The sequence below is a fragment of the Sphingobium sp. SG1 genome (assembly GCF_057063145.1).
The window spans coordinates 187,350-203,296 of record NZ_JBVVOJ010000004.1 but is presented as its reverse complement, the minus strand read 5'-3'; the positions used below and the strand labels follow the sequence as shown (position 1 = coordinate 203,296).

The following is a 15,947-nucleotide window of genomic DNA, read 5'->3' as shown; positions in this document are numbered from 1 at the left end:
GGAATGACAATGAACAGACTGACGCATCTCAAGACTGTGAGTTTCACCGCCATGGCGGCCGCGACCATCTTGTCCGGCACCGCCCTTGCCCAGGCCCCGGCCGCCAGCGACAGCGAGACGATCATCGTCACCGCCGGCAAGCGCGACGAGGATATCCGCCAGGTCGCCCTGCCGATCAGCGCCGTCACCGGCGAGCAGCTCAAGAAGATGAACGCCAACAGCCTGTCGGACTATATCGTCCGCCTGCCCGGCGTCGTGTTCAACGATTATCAGCCCGGCATTTCCGAAGTCGTGATCCGCGGCGTCGCCGCCACCACCTATCATGAGCAGGGCCAGACCACGGTCGGCTATTATCTCAACGAAGTGCCGGTGGTGGAGCCGGGCTTCCCGATCGGCATCCCCGACGTCGACACGTTCGACTTGCAGCGCGTGGAAGTGCTGCGTGGGCCGCAGGGCACGCTGTTCGGCTCCTCGACGCTGGGCGGCCTCGTCAACTATGTCGCCAATGTCGCCGATCCGTCCAAGGTCGACGCCGCCGCATCGGGCCTGGTCGGCACCACCAAGAATGCCTCGGGCGAACTCAACTATGCCGCCAAGGCGATGATCAACATCCCGCTGGTCGCCGATCAGCTGGCGCTGCGCCTGGTCGCGCTGCAGCGGTCGGACGCGGGCTATCTCGACAATCCCGGCATCGGCGTGAACGGCTCCAACGATTATCGCACCCGCGGCCTGCGCGGATCGATCGTCGCCAATCTGGGCGAGACGACCAAGGTCACCTATCTGTCGAGCTGGCAGGACAGCAAGCTGGACGACCAGACCTATCTCGACCTGCCAAACCCCTATGTCCGCAACCTGCCCCGCGCCGAAACCCAGAAGACGAAATTCTGGATGAACAGCCTGCGGCTGGACCAGGAAGTGAGCGACATCGCCAATCTGACGGTGCTGGGGTCGATCACCAAGAAGACCAACACCACCATCTTCTCCTACCCCTATGCCTATGTGACCGGCGTCACCACCGGCGACGGCGCCGCCTATTCGCTGGGCGAGGCCGATGCGCTCATCAAGACGGTGGAGGCCCGCCTCGCCTCGGCCGGCGACGGTCCGTTCAAATGGCTGGTCGGCGTCAGCTATTTGCAGGCCAAGAAGAACAGCTATGACCAGATCTTCCAGGCCGGTGCCGCCGACTATATCGACGCCAATCCCGACCTGTTCGGTGGCTATTCCGGTGCGCAGCTGACGCCGGGCGACCGCCTCTATGGCTATTTCACCAAGAGCACGAACGAGGATTTCGGCGTGTTCGGCGAACTGTCCTACAAGCCGGTGGAGCAGATCGAGATCACGCTGGGCGGTCGCTATTATGACACCACCGCCAAGGCCGACGTGCTGAACCAGGCCGGTGCGCTGGGCGGCTATGAAGGCGGCTACACGCCGACCGACAGCAGCGGCAGCGTCAACCAGAAGGAAGACGGCTTCTTGCCCAAGGCGACGATCGCCTGGCGCCCGTCGAAGGATGTCATGGTCTATGCCACCTATTCGCAGGGCTATCGCGTCGGCGGCATCAACCCCAATGCCGGCCTGCTGCCCAGCATTCCGGAGGCCTATGAGAGCGACAAGGTCAAGAATTACGAAATCGGCGTGAAGGCGCAGACGCCCGACGGCCGCTTCGCCATCGACCTGACCGGCTTCCATCTCGACTGGAACAATATCCAGGCGCGCCTCTTCGGCCCCGGCCCGTCCTATTATTCCTATGTCGTCAATGCCGGCGGCGCGCGCGTCAACGGCGTGGAATTTTCCGGCACGGTGAATGTCAACAAGATCGTCCACTTCACCACCAACGTCACCTGGCAGGATGCGGAGCTGACCGAGTTCCTGCCCTATCCGTTCGACGTCGCCGGCCTAGGCGGCTATGCCAAGGGCACGACGCTGCCGGGTTCGTCCAAATGGTCGATCGCCAATAATCTGACGCTCAGCTTCGCCGATGTGACCGGCGCGCCCAGCTTCGACATCGCGCATCGCTATCTGTCGTCGGCGCCAACCAGCTTCGACGATGTCTCGCGCCGTGGCGATTTCAACGTGTTCGACCTGCGCGCCTCGGTCGGCCTGGGCGAGAAGGTCCGGCTGATGGCCTTCGCCAACAATGTGTTCGACAAATATGGCGTGCTGAACGCGCCGTTCGCGAACGATGCGGCGACGCCGCAGGGCTCGATCATCCGGCCGCGCACCATCGGCCTGCGCGCCGACTGGAGCCTCTAACCGCCTTGAAGAACGGGGCCGCATCCGCAAGGCTGCGGCCCCGTTCCCTATCTGCCTTCCTAGCCCCTGACCGAAAGGCCGCAATGCGTTCTCTTGCCTCCCTGCTGCTGGGTGCGTCCCTGCTTTGTGCCCATCCCGCGCTGGCGCAGGACAGCAAGGGGCTGAGCCTGACGCCCACCCGGACGCTGCGCTATGACGCGCATGAGGCGACCTGGATGCAGCCGGACATGTCGCCCGATGGCCGGACGATCCTGTTCGACCTGCTGGGCGACATCTATGCGCTGGACGCAGGCGGGGGCGCGGCGCGGCCGCTGCTGACCGGCATGGCGTTCGAGCGCAATCCGGTCTTCTCGCCCGATGGCAAGCAGTTCGCTTTCCTCTCCGACCGGTCGGGCGTCACCAATCTCTGGATCGCCAATGTCGATGGCACTGGCCTCAAGCAGCTGTCGCAGGACCAGTCGCTCGCCATCTATTCCTCGCCGGCCTGGTCGCCCGATGGCCGCTCTGTCTATGTCTCGCGCACGGTCCATTCGATCCTGGCGTTCGAACTGTTCATGTATGACCGTGACGGCGGCAGCGGCATCCAGATCACCAAGGCCGGATCGCCCGACAATTGGGACGCGAAGATGAATGCCATGGGCGCGGTCGCGGCGCCCGATGGCCGCTATCTCTATTATGCGACCAAGCGCGGCCATACCTGGACCGAGAATGACCTGCCCAACTGGTCGATCGCGCGCCGCGACCTCAAGAACGGGCAGGACGAGACGATCATCCAGTCGGCCGGCGGGGCGATGCGCCCGGCGCTCTCGCATGACGGCAAGCTGCTCGCTTATGCCAGCCGGCAGGGCCAGAAGGACGGTCTCAGGCTCCGCAATCTGGAGACCGGCGAGGACAAATGGATCGCCTTCCCGATCGATCGGGACGGCCAGGATGGCGGCTATTATGCCGACCTGCTGCCGCGCTTCAGCTTCCTGCCGGGCGACAAGGCGATGCTGATGAGCGTCGGCGGCGGGATCCGGCGGCTCGACATTGCGTCGGGCAAGATCAGCGACATCCCCTTCACCGCGCCGGTGCAACTGGGCCTCGGCCCGCTGACCCGCGTGCGGCAGACGGAAGAGACCGGCCCGGTCCGCGTCCGGGTGGTACAGGCGCCGCGCCAGTCGCCCGATGGCGGCAGCGTCGCCTTCACCGCTTTGGGCGGCCTCTATGTCCAGAAGCTGACAGCGAACATGACACCCAGACGCCTTGTCGCGGCCGATGCCTTCCAGCCGAGCTGGTCGCCCGATGGCAAGAGCATCACCTATGTCAGCTGGACCGCCAAGGATGGCGGCCATGTCTGGACGATCCCGGCTACGGGCGGCACGCCGCGCCGGCTGACGCAGTTTCCGGCCTTTTACAGCCAGCCGGTCTTCACCCCCGACGGCAAGGGCGTGGTGGTGTTGCGCGCGAACCAATATGACCGGCTGCGCACCGCGTCGGAGATCGATCCCGCGCGCCCGACCGACATCATCCACATGCCCGTCGGCGGCGGCGCGGCGCGGCTGATCACCCATGCCATGGGCGCGCGCCAGCCGCAGTTCGGCAGCGAAAGTGACACCCTCTATTTCTATGGCGCCGGCGGCTTGTCGTCGGTGCCGCTGGCGGGGGGCGATCCGCAGCCGCTGCTGCGCGTGCTGGCCCATGGGCTGGGCCAATATTTCCCCGGCCCGGCGCCGGTCGAGGACGTGCGGATCAGCCCGGACGGCAGCCGCGCGCTCATCAAGTCGTTCAGCCAGGCCTATCTGGTCGATATCCCGCCGGCCAATGGCGGCGAGCCGGCGACCGTCAATCTCGACACGCCGGCGGTGGCGCGACGCAAGCTGACACGGGTTGGCGCCGACTTCATCGACTGGGCCGACAAGGGCGCGACCGTCACCTGGTCGGTCGGGTCGACCTTCCGCCGCTTGCCGACCGATCAGGCATTGAACGCGGCGCCGGGCGCGGCCGAGACGGCGGCGCAGAGCTTCGCCCTGCCGGTCGAGCTGCCGCGCGATGTGCCCCGCGGCAGCGTCGTGCTGCGCGGCGCGACCGTCATGCCGATGGCGGGCGGGCAGGATGTGATCCGCAATGCCGACATCGTCATCACCGACAATCGCATCGTCGCGGTCGGCGCCAGCGGATCGGTCGCCGTGCCGCAGGGCGCGACGATCCGCGATGTCGGCGGCAAATATATCGTCCCCGGCTTCGTCGACACCCATGCCCATTGGTTCGAGATACGGCGCGGCATTCAGGAACGCGGCCACTGGGACTTTGCCGCCAACCTTGCCTTCGGTGTCACGTCGGCGCTCGACCCGCAGCCCTTCACCACCGACATCTTCGCCTATCAGGACATGATCGACGCCGGGATGATGCGGGGGCCGCGCGCCTGGTCGACCGGGCCGGGTGTGTTCGTGAACGCGGAAATCCACAGCAAGCAGGATGCGGTCGACGTCCTCACCCGCTATCGCGACCATTATCGCACCCGGAACATCAAGAGCTACATGATCGGCGACCGCGCCCAGCGCCAGTTCATGGTCGAGGCAGCGGCGGAACTGGGCATGATGCCCACGACCGAAGGCGCGAGCGACATGGTGCTGAACCTGACCCACGCGATCGATGGCTTTTCCGGCAATGAACATGCCATCCCGGTATCGCCGCTGCGCGAGGACATCGTCCGCCTGTTCGCGCAGAGCCGCACCAGCTACACGCCGACCATCCTGGTCGCCTATGGCACCACCCCGGCGCTGTTCGACTTCATCATCAACAAGCGGCCGCAGGATGATGCGAAATGGACCCATTTCGTGCCGGCCGGCATCGTCAGCGACAAGCTGCGCAACCGCCACTGGATGCCGCCCGAAGCGCAGAGCTGGCAGCAGATCGCGGCCGACGCGGTGAAGATCCAGCGCGCCGGCGGCCTCGTCGGCCTTGGCAGCCATGGCGAGATCCAGGGGCTTGGCTATCAGTGGGAATTGCAGGCCTTTGCCGCTGGCGGCGCGACGCCGATGGAGGCGCTGAAGGCAGCGACGATCGGGTCGGCCGAGGTAATCGGCCATAGCGACGATGTCGGCAGCCTGGAGCCGGGCAAGTTTGCCGACCTGCTGATCCTGGACGCCGATCCGCTGGCCGACATCGCCAATGCGCAGAAGATCGGCGCGGTGATGAAGAATGGCCGGCTTTACGATCCCGCCACGCTGGATGAAATCTGGCCGACGCCCGCGAAGCTGGACGAACCCTGGTTCGCGCAGGACGGTGCCACCCCGACGCCCTGAGCCATGTCAGCGCGCCGGGCTGTCCTCCAGCACGGTCGCACGGAACGCCTCGGCCGGGGGCGACAGGGTGCGATGGTGGATCATCCATAGCGAACTGGTCACCGGCGAGGTGAAGCGGCGGTTGACGACATTGTCGACATGCAGCCGCGCCATCGACCGCGCGATCACGGTCGGGCCGAAGCCGGCGGAGACGAGGCCCAGCAAGGTCGCCAGGCTGCGCGCCTCATGCGCGATCCGCGGCACGAAGCCCGCCGCCTCGCACTGGGCGAAGAAATGCTCGGTAAAGCCCGCGCCATTAGGCGCGCCATAGAGGACCAGCGGCTCGCCGGCGAGATCGGTGATGCTGGGATCTTCTTTGCGCAATGCCAGCGGATGATCGTCGCGCAGCGCCAGCAACATATCCTCGGTCAACAGGCAGTGCGACACCATGTCCTCGGGCAGCACAGGCGGCAGGAAGTCGCGGACCAGCCCGATGTCGAGCTGATGGTTGCGCACATTCTCGATCTGCTCGTCGCGCCCCTGTTCGCGCAGGATCAGTTCGACCTGCGGATAGGTCTGGCGAAAGCGATAGAGGGCGCTGGCGATCTGCGGCACGAACGGGCCGGACGCGGTGAAGCCCAGCCCCAGATGGCCGATCTCGCCACGCTGCGCCCGGCGCGCGGTCTGGCTGGCGCGATCCGCCTGCACCAATGTCGCCCGCGCCTCCGGCTCGAACAACCGCCCCGCTTCGGTCAGGCGGACACGGCGGCTGGTGCGGTCGAACAGGCGCACGCCCAGTTCCTCCTCCAGCGCCCGGATCTGCTGGCTGAGTGGCGGTTGCGATATGCCCAGGCGCAGCGCGGCCCGGCCGAAATGCATTTCCTCGGCAACAGTCAGGAAATAGCGGAGATGGCGGAGATCCATTGATCCATTCGTCAGAAATATCGATTATGCCATATTATATATTAGACGCAGAATGTCCAAGGGCGCATGGCCCATCGCGGATGTGGCGGTGGTCCTCATCGTCCCATGGCATTGTGCGCGGATTCGCCCCCGATCCCGCTGCGCGTGTCATATCGCGGCCGACCAGCGGATTGCCGTCACATTCATGAATGCCGTTCATAGGCTCATGCCGCCATGCCGCTCTGGCAACCCGGCTGCAGAACCCGTAAAATAAGGGCATTCCTTCTGGAGAGGCGCCAAATTTTCGCACCCCGGCATCGTTCCGCCGGGAGATGCGCCGGGAGTCGTGAATGATCGGTATCGTCAAGGTTGCCCTGCATCGCCCGCTGACCTTCATTGTCATGGCGATCCTGATCGCAATCGTGGGCATCCTGTCCGCCGCGCGCACACCGGTCGACATGTTCCCCAATATCCGCATCCCGGTGATCGCGGTCGCTTTCCAATATGCCGGCCTGTCGCCCGAGGACATGTCGGGCCGCATCGTCGGCCCTTATGAGCGCGTGCTGACCACCACGGTCAACGACATCGAACATATTGAAAGCCAGTCGCTGCAGGGCATTGGCGTCATCAAGATCTATTTCCAGCCCGGCGCCGACATCCGCACCGCCACCGCGCAGGTGACGTCGATCTCGCAGACCGTGCTGCGCCAGATGCCGCCGGGCGTCACCCCGCCGCTGATCCTGAACTACAGCGCATCGACGGTGCCGATCCTGCAGCTCGCTTTGTCGGGCAAGGGCCTGTCGGAACAGCAATTGTTCGACCTTGGCCAGAACCAGATCCGGCCGCAGCTGGTGACCATTCCCGGCCTCGCCATGCCCTTCCCCTCGGGCGGCAAGCAGCGTCAGGTGCAGATCGATCTCAATCCGCTGGCGCTCCAGTCCAAGGGGCTTTCGGCGCAGGATGTCGGCAACGCCATCGCCGCGCAGAACCAGATCAATCCGGCCGGCTTCGTCAAGATCGGCGCGACCCAGTATAGCGTCCGCCTGAACAACGCGCCGGAATCGATCGCCGCGCTCAACGACCTGCCGGTCAAGGTGGTGAACGGCGCGACCATCTACATGCGCGACGTCGCCTATGTCCGCGACGGCGCCGGTCCGCAGCAGAATATCGTCCATGTGGAAGGCAGCCGTTCGGCCCTGCTGACCGTGCTGAAAAACGGCAGCACCTCCACCCTCGCCATCGTCGACGGCGTGAAGCAGGCGCTGCCGAAGATTTCGGCCACCCTGCCCGACACGCTCAAGATCCTGCCGATCGGCGACCAGTCGCTGTTCGTGAAGGCCGCAGTCGAGGGCGTCATCCATGAAGGCGCGATCGCCGCCGCGCTCACCTCGCTGATGATCCTGCTGTTCCTGGGCAGCTGGCGCTCGACCGTCATCATCGCGCTGTCGATCCCGCTCGCCATTCTGGCGGCGATCGCGGCGCTGGCGATGTTCGGCCAGACCCTCAATGTCATGACACTGGGCGGCCTCGCGCTGGCGGTCGGCATCCTGGTCGACGACGCGACCGTGACGATCGAGAATATCAACTGGCACCTGGAACAGGGCAAGGGCGTGATCGAGGCGATCCTGGACGGCGCGGCACAGATCGTGACGCCCGCCTTCGTCTCGCTGCTCTGCATCTGCATCGTGTTCGTGCCGATGTTCTTCCTGCCCGGCGTTGCCGGCTTCCTGTTCGTGCCGATGGCGCTGTCGGTGGTGTTCGCGATGATCGCGTCGTTCATCCTGTCGCGCACGCTGGTGCCGACCATGGCGATGTATCTGCTGAAACCGCACCATGTCGGTGACGAGGACGAGCATCTGGCCGGCACCGCGACGTCCAGGAACCCGCTCGTCCGTTTCCAGCGCGGCTTCGAATATCGGTTCGAGAAGGTTCGCACCTCCTATGTCGGGATGCTTCACCGCGCGCTGGGCGCCCGCAAGCCCTTCCTGATCGGCTTCATGGCCGTCGTCGTCCTGTCCTTCGGCCTGCTGCCGTTCCTAGGCAGCAACTTCTTCCCCTCGGTCGATTCCGGCCAGATCGCCATGCATATCCGCGTGCCGGTCGGCGCCCGGATCGAGGATACGGCCGCCCGCTTCGACCAGATCGGGCGCGAAGTGCGCAAGATCATTCCGGCCGACCAGCTGGGATCGATCACCGACAATATCGGCCTGCCGGTCAGCTCCATCAACACCGTCTACAACAATAGCGGCACCATCGGTCCGCAGGACGGCGACATGCTGATCGCGCTCAACAAGGGCCATCGCCCGACCGACGAGTTCGTCTCGCAGCTGCGCCGTGAACTGCCGCGCCGCTTCCCCGGCACGACCTTCGCCTTCCTGCCCGCCGACATCACCAGCCAGATCCTGAACTTCGGCGCGCCCGCGCCGATCGATATCCAGATCGCGGGCAAGGATGCGGAGGCAAACCGCGCCTATGCGCAGAAGCTGCTCGCGAAGATCACGACCATTCCAGGCCTGGCCGACGCCCGCATCCAGCAGCCCGGCCGTGCGCCGCAGTTGGACGTCGATGTCGATCGCTCCCGCGTCGGCCAATATGGCCTGACCGAACGCGACGTGACCACCAGCCTTGCCAGCTCGCTGGCCGGCACCTCGCAGACCGCCCCGGTCTTCTTCGTGAACCCGCAGAACGGCGTCCAATATCCGGTCGTCGCGCAGGCCCCTGAATATCTGGTCGGGTCGATGAGCGACCTGTCCAACGTCCCGGTGTCGGGTGCGGGCGCCAGTGCGGTGCAGCCGCTGGGCGGCCTCGCCACCATCGTCCGCTCCAACACCGTGCCGGTCGTGTCGCACTATAATATCGCGCCGGTGCTCGACATCTTCGCCACCACGCAGGGCCGTGACCTGGGCGCGGTGGCGGGCGACATCGATCGGGCGATCAAGTCGCTGAAGGCGGAGGAGCCCAAGGGTTCGACCATCACCATTCGCGGCCAATATGCGACGATGAACACCGCCTTCTCGGGCCTTGGCTTCGGCCTCGCCGGCGCGATCGTGCTCATCTACCTGCTGATCGTCGTCAACTTCCAGAGCTGGGTCGACCCGTTCGTCATCATCACCGCCCTGCCCGCGGCGCTGGCCGGCATCATTTGGATGCTGTTCATGACCGGCACCACCCTGTCGGTGCCGGCGCTGACCGGCGCGATCATGTGCATGGGTGTGGCGACGGCCAACTCCATCCTGGTCGTCAGCTTCGCCCGCGAACGGCTCGCCGAACTGGGCGACGCGACCAAAGCCGCTCTGGAAGCCGGCATGGTCCGCTTCCGCCCGGTGCTGATGACCGCGCTCGCCATGATCATCGGCATGGGTCCGATGGCGCTCGGCCTGGGCGAAGGCGGCGAACAAAATGCCCCGCTGGGCCGCGCCGTCGTCGGCGGCCTGATCTGCGCCACCATCGCCACCCTCTTCTTCGTCCCCACCGTCTTCGCCTTCGTCCATAGCCGCAAGGCTGCGAAGGCCAACAACATGGAAATGCAGCCGAGCCATGTCTGACCATAACAGCATCGAAAATCCCGAGCAGGCCGGCCCCGACAGCGGCACGCTGAAGAAGATCGGCATCGGCGCGGCCGTGGTCGCGCTCGCCGTGGTCGGCGTGGGCGTCGCCTCGCGCATCAGCGCCACCAACGAACTGCGCGAAACCGCCGCCGACGCATCGGTGCCGACCGTCGCGGTGGTCAAGCCGACGATGAATGGCGAAGGCAACGACCTGGTCCTGCCCGGCAATGTGCAGGCCTATAACAGCGCCGCCATCTATGCCCGCACCAATGGCTATGTCCGCCGCTGGCTGGCCGATATCGGCGACCGGGTGCGCGCAGGCCAGCCGCTCGCCATCCTCGACGCGCCCGACCTCGACCAGCAGGTCGCCGCCGCGCAGGCCGATTATCAGACCGCGCTGGCCAACCAGCGCCTCGCCGAAACCACCTCGAAGCGCTGGAGCGCGATGCTGGCGCAGGACGCCGTCTCGCGTCAGGAGGCCGATGAAAAGGCCGGCGACCTTGCCGCCCGCACCGCCGTCTCCAACGCCGCGCTCGCCAACGTCAAGCGGCTGAAGGCCCAGCAGGGCTTCACCCGCCTCGCCGCGCCGTTCGATGGCGTCGTCACCAGCCGTTCGGCCCAGATCGGCGCGCTGGTGGTGTCCGGCAATGCCGCCGCCCAGCCGCTCTTCACCGTGTCCGACATCCATCGCATGCGCATCTATGTCCGCGTGCCGCAGGGCTATTCCGCCTCCGTCCGTCCGGGCATGGGCGCGACCCTGACCCTGCCCGAATATCCCGGCCGCAGCTTCAACGCGACGCTGACCAGCAGTTCGGGCGCGGTCGATGCGCAGTCCGGCGCGGTGCTGGTCCAGTTGCAGGCGGAAAATCCCGACGGCGCGCTGAAGCCCGGCGCCTTCGCCCAGGTCAGCTTCAAGGTCGGCGCCGGTCAGGGCAATGGCATGACCCTTCCGGGCAGCGCGATCCTCTACAGCAACAACGGCCCCAGCGTCGCCGTGGTGGGCGCCGACAATCGCATCACCATGAAGCCGGTCGCCATCGCCCGTGACGAGGGCGCCACGGTGCAGATCGCCAGCGGCCTCAGCCCCAATGACCGGATCGTCGACACGCCGCCCGATGCGATCCGCACCGGCGACACGGTGAAGGTGCAGGCGTCGGCGCCCGCCGGCGGAAAGGGCGCGACGCATGCGCGCTGACCGCCGGATCGGCGGCGCGGGCGTGACATTGGCGGCGGTCTTGCTGGCCGGTTGCTCGATGGCGCCGGCCTATCAGCCGCCCCAGACCAGCGCCCCCGCCGAGTATAAGGAAGTGGCGGGCTGGACCGCCGCCCAGCCGGCCGACGCGACGCCGCGCGGCAATTGGTGGGAGGCGTTCAACGATCCCGTCCTCAATGACCTGGAAACCCGCGCCGAGCAGGCCAGCCCGACTTTGGCGGCTGCGCTCGCCCGCTATGACCAGGCGCGCGCCGCCGCGCGGGTGGAAAATGCTGATCTGTTCCCGCAGATCAGTGCCGGCGCCGATGCCGGCCGGCGCCGCGTGTCGGGCAACCGATTCCAGGGCAATGGCAGCGCCGTCACCTATAATGACTATGTGGTGGGCGGCAGCCTCGACTATGAACTCGACCTGTGGGGCCGCATCCGCAACAGCGTGAAGGCGGCGCGGGCCGACGCAGACGCCAGCAATGCCGATCTCGCCTCCGCCCGGCTCAGCCTGCAGGCCGCCGTGGCCGACGCCTATGCGCGGCTGCGCGGGCTGGATGCGCAGGCGGAATTGCTCAATCAGACGGTGGACGCCTTCGGCAAGGCCTATGACCTGACCGACCGGCGCCACAAGGGCGGCGTGTCGTCGGGCATCGACGTCAATCGCGCCAAGACGGTGCTGGACAATGCGAAGGCGGACATCTCCGCCATCGCCAATGAACGCGCCGCGACCGAGCATGAGATTGCCGCACTGGTCGGCGCGATCGCGTCGGACTTCAGCATCGCCGCCCGTACCCAGCCACTTGCCGCGCCGGACGTGCCGACCGGCGCCCCCTCGCAACTGCTGGAGCGTCGGCCCGACATCGCGGCGGCCGAACGGCGCATGTTCGCCGCCAATGCGCGGATCGGCGTGGCCAAGGCGGCCTTCTTCCCGACGCTGACGCTGGGCCTGACCGGCGGGTGGGAAACCACCCATGGCGACCTGTTTTCCACCCCCAACAGCTTCTGGGGCCTCGGCCCGGCATCGGCGCTGCTCAACCTGTTCGACGGCGGCAAGCGCCGCGCACAGGTGAAGATGTCGCGCGCCGAATATGAGGAACTGGCCGCCGGCTATCGCGACACGGTGCTGACCGCCTTCCGCCAGGTCGAGGATGCCGTCGCCGCCAACCATCATCTGTCCGACCAGATCGGCCATCAGCGCAGCGCCGCCGACGCCGCGCAGCGCACCAGCGATCTGGCGCTGACCCGCTATCGCGACGGTGCGTCGGATTATCTGGAGGTGGTGACGGCCCAGACCGACGCGCTTGACGCCCAGCGCGCGGTGCTGATCGCCCAGACCCAGCGTATGCGCGCCAGCGTCGCGCTGGTGAAGGCGCTGGGCGGGGCGGCCTGATCTCGCTATTGGGCTGACGACAAAAGACAGGAGCGCCCCATGACCAAAACCGTCCTCATCACCGGCGCGACCGCCGGCATTGGCGAAGCCGCCGTCCGCGCCTTTGCCGCCGATGGCTGGCAGGTGATCGGCACCGGCCGCCGCGCCGATCGGCTGGAAAAGCTGGCCGCCGAAATCGGTGACGCCTTCTGCCCACTGGTGTTCGACATGCGCGACGAGGCCGCGATCGATGCGGCGCTGGCCAGCCTGCCCGAAGCCTTCCGCGCGATCGACATGCTGGTCAACAATGCCGGCCTGGCGCTCGGCACCGCGCCGGCCCAGTCGGCCGACCTTGCCCAGTGGCAGCAGATGATCGAGACCAACATCACCGGCCTCGTCACCGTCACCCACAAGCTGCTGCCGGGCCTGGTCGCGCGCAAGGGCGGGATCATCAATCTGAGTTCGGTGGCGGCGACCTATCCCTATGCCGGCGGCAATGTCTATGGCGGCACCAAGGCGTTCGTGCGCCAATTCTCGCTCGGCCTGCGGTCGGACCTGCACGGCACCGGAGTGCGCGTGACCTCGATCGAGCCGGGCATGGTCGAAACCGAATTCACCCTGGTCCGCACCGGCAGCCAGCAGGCGTCCGACACCCTCTATGGCAATGCCAATCCGATGACGGCGGAGGATATCGCCGACACCCTGCTCTGGGTCGCGAACCAGCCGGCGCATCTCAACATCAACACGCTGGAACTGATGCCGGTCAGCCAGTCCTTCGCCGGCTTCCAGGTCGCGCGCGAGGGGTAAAGACTGCCGTTCGGGCTGGGCGAAACCGAAGCTCAGCCCGAACGGAATAGGCTAAGCCCGCACTTCCCCGGCCGGGGCCAGTTCGATCGCGTCATAGCCCTTCCAGCGATAGAAGAGCGCACTGGCGATCCAGCAGGCGATGAACAGGCCGATGATCGCAAAGCCCAGATCGTTGAAATGCTCGCCCAGCGTGGCGGCGACATCCCAGATGCCGCCGGAGAGCCCCAGCTTGTCACCGAGCAGCGCCAGCGTCTCGATCGTGCCGATGCCGATCGCCACCGCCGCCGACAAGGCGGTGATGACGATATTATAGTAGAGCTTGCGCAGCGGCTTCACGAACGCCCATTGATAGGCACCCATCATCAGCATGCCGTCGACCGTATCGACCAGCGCCATGCCCGCCGCGAACAGCAAGGGCAGCACCAGCACCGGGCCGAGCGCAAAGCCGTCGCTCGCCTGCGCAGCGGACAGACCGAGGATCGCCACTTCGGTCGCGGTGTCGAAGCCCAGACCAAAGAGGAAGCCGAGCGGCGCCATCTGCCAGGGGCGCGAGATCAGTCGGAAGACCGGTCGGAACAGGCGCGACAGCGGCCCGCGCCCACCGGTCAGCATGTCCAGGTCCGCCTCGACATAGCTGCCGCCCGCCTGCACCCGGCGGAAGGTCGCCCAGACCTGGCGCAGGATCACCAGATTCATGATCGCGATGGCGAACAGGAAGGTGGCGGAAATCAGGGTCGCGACGATCCCGCCCGTCGCCTTGAACCGTTCCAGCCCGGCCAGCGCACTGACCGCATAGGCGAGGCCCAGCGCGGCGATCAGCACGATCGCGCTATGGCCGATCGCGAACCACAGGCCCACGGTCAGCGGCCGTTGCCCATCCTGCATCAGCTTGCGCGTCACATTGTCGATCGCGGCAATATGATCGGCATCGACCGCATGGCGCAGGCCAAGGCCCCAGGCGAGCAGGGCCGTGCCCATCATCACCGGTCGGTCGCCGAACAGGGCGAAGGCCCAGCCCCAGACGGCCAGATTGGCAAGGACGAGCGCCGCGATCAGCGGCACGCTGCGTCGCCGAAGCGACGCCTGCAAAGGGGTGGCGGTCATGCGGTTTCTCCGATCAGGGGCCGCACGGCGCGGGCGCGCCGCCGGCGATTGCGGACACGGCGCAGGTCGCGCCGCAGCTTGGAAAGGCCCATCCATGTCCCCGTCCCGCAGACGAGCGTGACCATGGCGAGCAGCGGCAGGACGATCAGATCCCACCAGGGACGGGTGCGCAGCCAAGGGAAGTCGAGCCGGTGCAGCCCGTCCTGCAGCCAGCGGAAGGCGCGGCCATTGCGGTCGAAGGCGCGGATCAGGCGGCCCGACGCGGGATCGACATAGAGGCGTGTCGCCTGGTCATCGGCCAGGATGACGCGCCACACCGGCAGGGCGACGCTGGCCTTGTGACCATAATAATAAGCGTCTTCCTGGCGCAGCAGGTCGAGCGAGGCGATCGCCGGTCCATCCTGGAGCGCGGCGCGCAGGCCCGCTTCCGACAAAGTGGCAGGCCGGCCAGCAGCGTCGAAGCGTTGCGCCTTGCCAGCCCGATCGATCGCCACCAGATGGACGGCACCGGCAAAGGGCACCGCCTCCAGCCGGACGGTGTTTTGCGGCAGGGCGGGCAGCGCCGCGATCGCCCGGCGCGCATCGCCCCAGGCGAAGTCACCGTTCAGCCGCTGACGCTGGGTCATCATCGCCTCGCTGTCGAGCAGCCCCCAAGGGTTCATCGACAGCAGCCCGCTCGCCACCCAGGTCAGCGTCACTATGCCGAAGAACAGCCCGGCCATATGGTGCCACCACCACAGGCCGCGATAGGGCGATCCGATGCTGCCATCGCGACGGCGGCGCAGCCGGGCGATGCCGACCCACAGGCCGGTGATCGTCAGGAAGCAGCCGATCAGCGAGGTCCAGATGACGACCTGGCTCCACAACGCGCCATCCTGTCGCAGGATGGTGGGATAGAGCCAGTGCGGCACCGCGCCGAGCCAGCCCCAGAAGCGCTGGAAGCGGGTGGTCAGCTGCACCACCTCCCCGCTCTTGCCCGAGACATAGGCCTGCGTCCCGGCCGCATCGGCATAATCGACGCGGTAGAGCGGCGCATTGCGGCGGAAGGTCTGGACCGTCCACTGGTCCATCTCGGTCTGGGCAATATTCCCGACCGGGCCGGCAATGGCGCTGTTGCGGCCGAACTCGAGCGCCACCCTGTGGATATTTTGCGGATCGACCTGCTCGACCGGTTTCCCCGACGCCCAGTCATGGGTGCCGGCGGATACCCGCATCTGCGGGATGGTCCGCGTCGGATCGAGCGCCGGCGTCACCCGCAACAAAGGCCGCCCGGCCATCATCTCGATCCGGGCGGCGGACAGCGCCATGGTATCGGGCAGCGTGCCCGCTTGCCCGGCCGACAGGGTGAGAGGCGCAAGCCCCCCAAGCTGCGCGGCCGGTGTCAGGCGCGGATAGTCGACATAAAGCATCACGAAGCCGGACAGGCACCACAGCGTCATGACGGCGCCGATGATGATGCCCAGCCAGCGATGCAGCAGCAGGACCGGCCGCAACAT

Annotated in this window: 9 protein-coding genes; 6 read left to right on the top strand and 3 right to left on the bottom strand. The window is 66.7% G+C overall.

Annotated elements, in window-relative coordinates:
* Positions 1 to 9 precede the first annotated feature (9 nt).
* Together AC0KVN_RS11665 and AC0KVN_RS11660 are read left to right on the top strand one after the other, a co-directional pair.
* Positions 10 to 2,253: a TonB-dependent receptor gene (locus tag AC0KVN_RS11665; protein ID WP_435567026.1), complete on the top strand. Its 2,244-nt coding sequence runs from the start codon at positions 10 to 12 to the stop codon at positions 2,251 to 2,253.
* Positions 2,254 to 2,336: 83 nt separating this feature from the next.
* Positions 2,337 to 5,540: an amidohydrolase family protein gene (locus tag AC0KVN_RS11660; protein WP_483656117.1), complete on the top strand. Its 3,204-nt coding sequence runs from the start codon at positions 2,337 to 2,339 to the stop codon at positions 5,538 to 5,540.
* Positions 5,541 to 5,546: 6 nt separating this feature from the next.
* Here the strand turns inward: AC0KVN_RS11660 and AC0KVN_RS11655 are convergent, their stop codons facing one another.
* Positions 5,547 to 6,443: a LysR substrate-binding domain-containing protein gene (locus tag AC0KVN_RS11655; protein WP_010339681.1), complete on the bottom strand. Its 897-nt coding sequence runs from the start codon at positions 6,441 to 6,443 to the stop codon at positions 5,547 to 5,549.
* Between the two features lie 329 nt (positions 6,444 to 6,772).
* Here AC0KVN_RS11655 and AC0KVN_RS11650 point away from each other — a divergent pair, with 329 nt between their 5' ends.
* From AC0KVN_RS11650 to AC0KVN_RS11635, 4 genes are read left to right on the top strand one after another with little or no spacing between them, the layout of a single operon-like run.
* Positions 6,773 to 9,967 (top strand): efflux RND transporter permease subunit, encoded by a 3,195-nt coding sequence (locus AC0KVN_RS11650; RefSeq protein WP_037521123.1) that lies wholly within the window; start codon positions 6,773 to 6,775, stop codon positions 9,965 to 9,967.
* Positions 9,960 to 11,165 carry an efflux RND transporter periplasmic adaptor subunit gene (locus tag AC0KVN_RS11645; RefSeq protein ID WP_125985327.1) on the top strand — a complete coding sequence of 402 codons (1,206 nt, stop codon included), beginning with the start codon at positions 9,960 to 9,962 and terminating at the stop codon, positions 11,163 to 11,165. Before AC0KVN_RS11650 ends, AC0KVN_RS11645 begins: the two co-directional genes overlap by 8 nt.
* Positions 11,155 to 12,561 (top strand): efflux transporter outer membrane subunit, encoded by a 1,407-nt coding sequence (locus tag AC0KVN_RS11640; RefSeq protein ID WP_435567024.1) that lies wholly within the window; start codon positions 11,155 to 11,157, stop codon positions 12,559 to 12,561. Before AC0KVN_RS11645 ends, AC0KVN_RS11640 begins: the two co-directional genes overlap by 11 nt.
* A 39-nt stretch (positions 12,562 to 12,600) precedes the next feature.
* Positions 12,601 to 13,347, top strand: a complete 747-nt coding sequence (locus AC0KVN_RS11635) for an SDR family NAD(P)-dependent oxidoreductase (protein ID WP_435567023.1) — start codon at positions 12,601 to 12,603, stop codon at positions 13,345 to 13,347.
* A gap of 51 nt (positions 13,348 to 13,398) precedes the next feature.
* Here AC0KVN_RS11635 and AC0KVN_RS11630 read toward each other — a convergent pair whose 3' ends face one another.
* A complete protein-coding gene (locus AC0KVN_RS11630) occupies positions 13,399 to 14,451 on the bottom strand; it encodes a HoxN/HupN/NixA family nickel/cobalt transporter (RefSeq protein ID WP_010339676.1) in 1,053 nt (350 codons plus the stop codon).
* Complete coding sequence (locus tag AC0KVN_RS11625; protein ID WP_435567022.1) at positions 14,448 to 15,947, bottom strand: PepSY domain-containing protein; 1,500 nt, start codon at positions 15,945 to 15,947, stop codon at positions 14,448 to 14,450. The genes AC0KVN_RS11630 and AC0KVN_RS11625 overlap by 4 nt, the downstream gene beginning before the upstream one ends.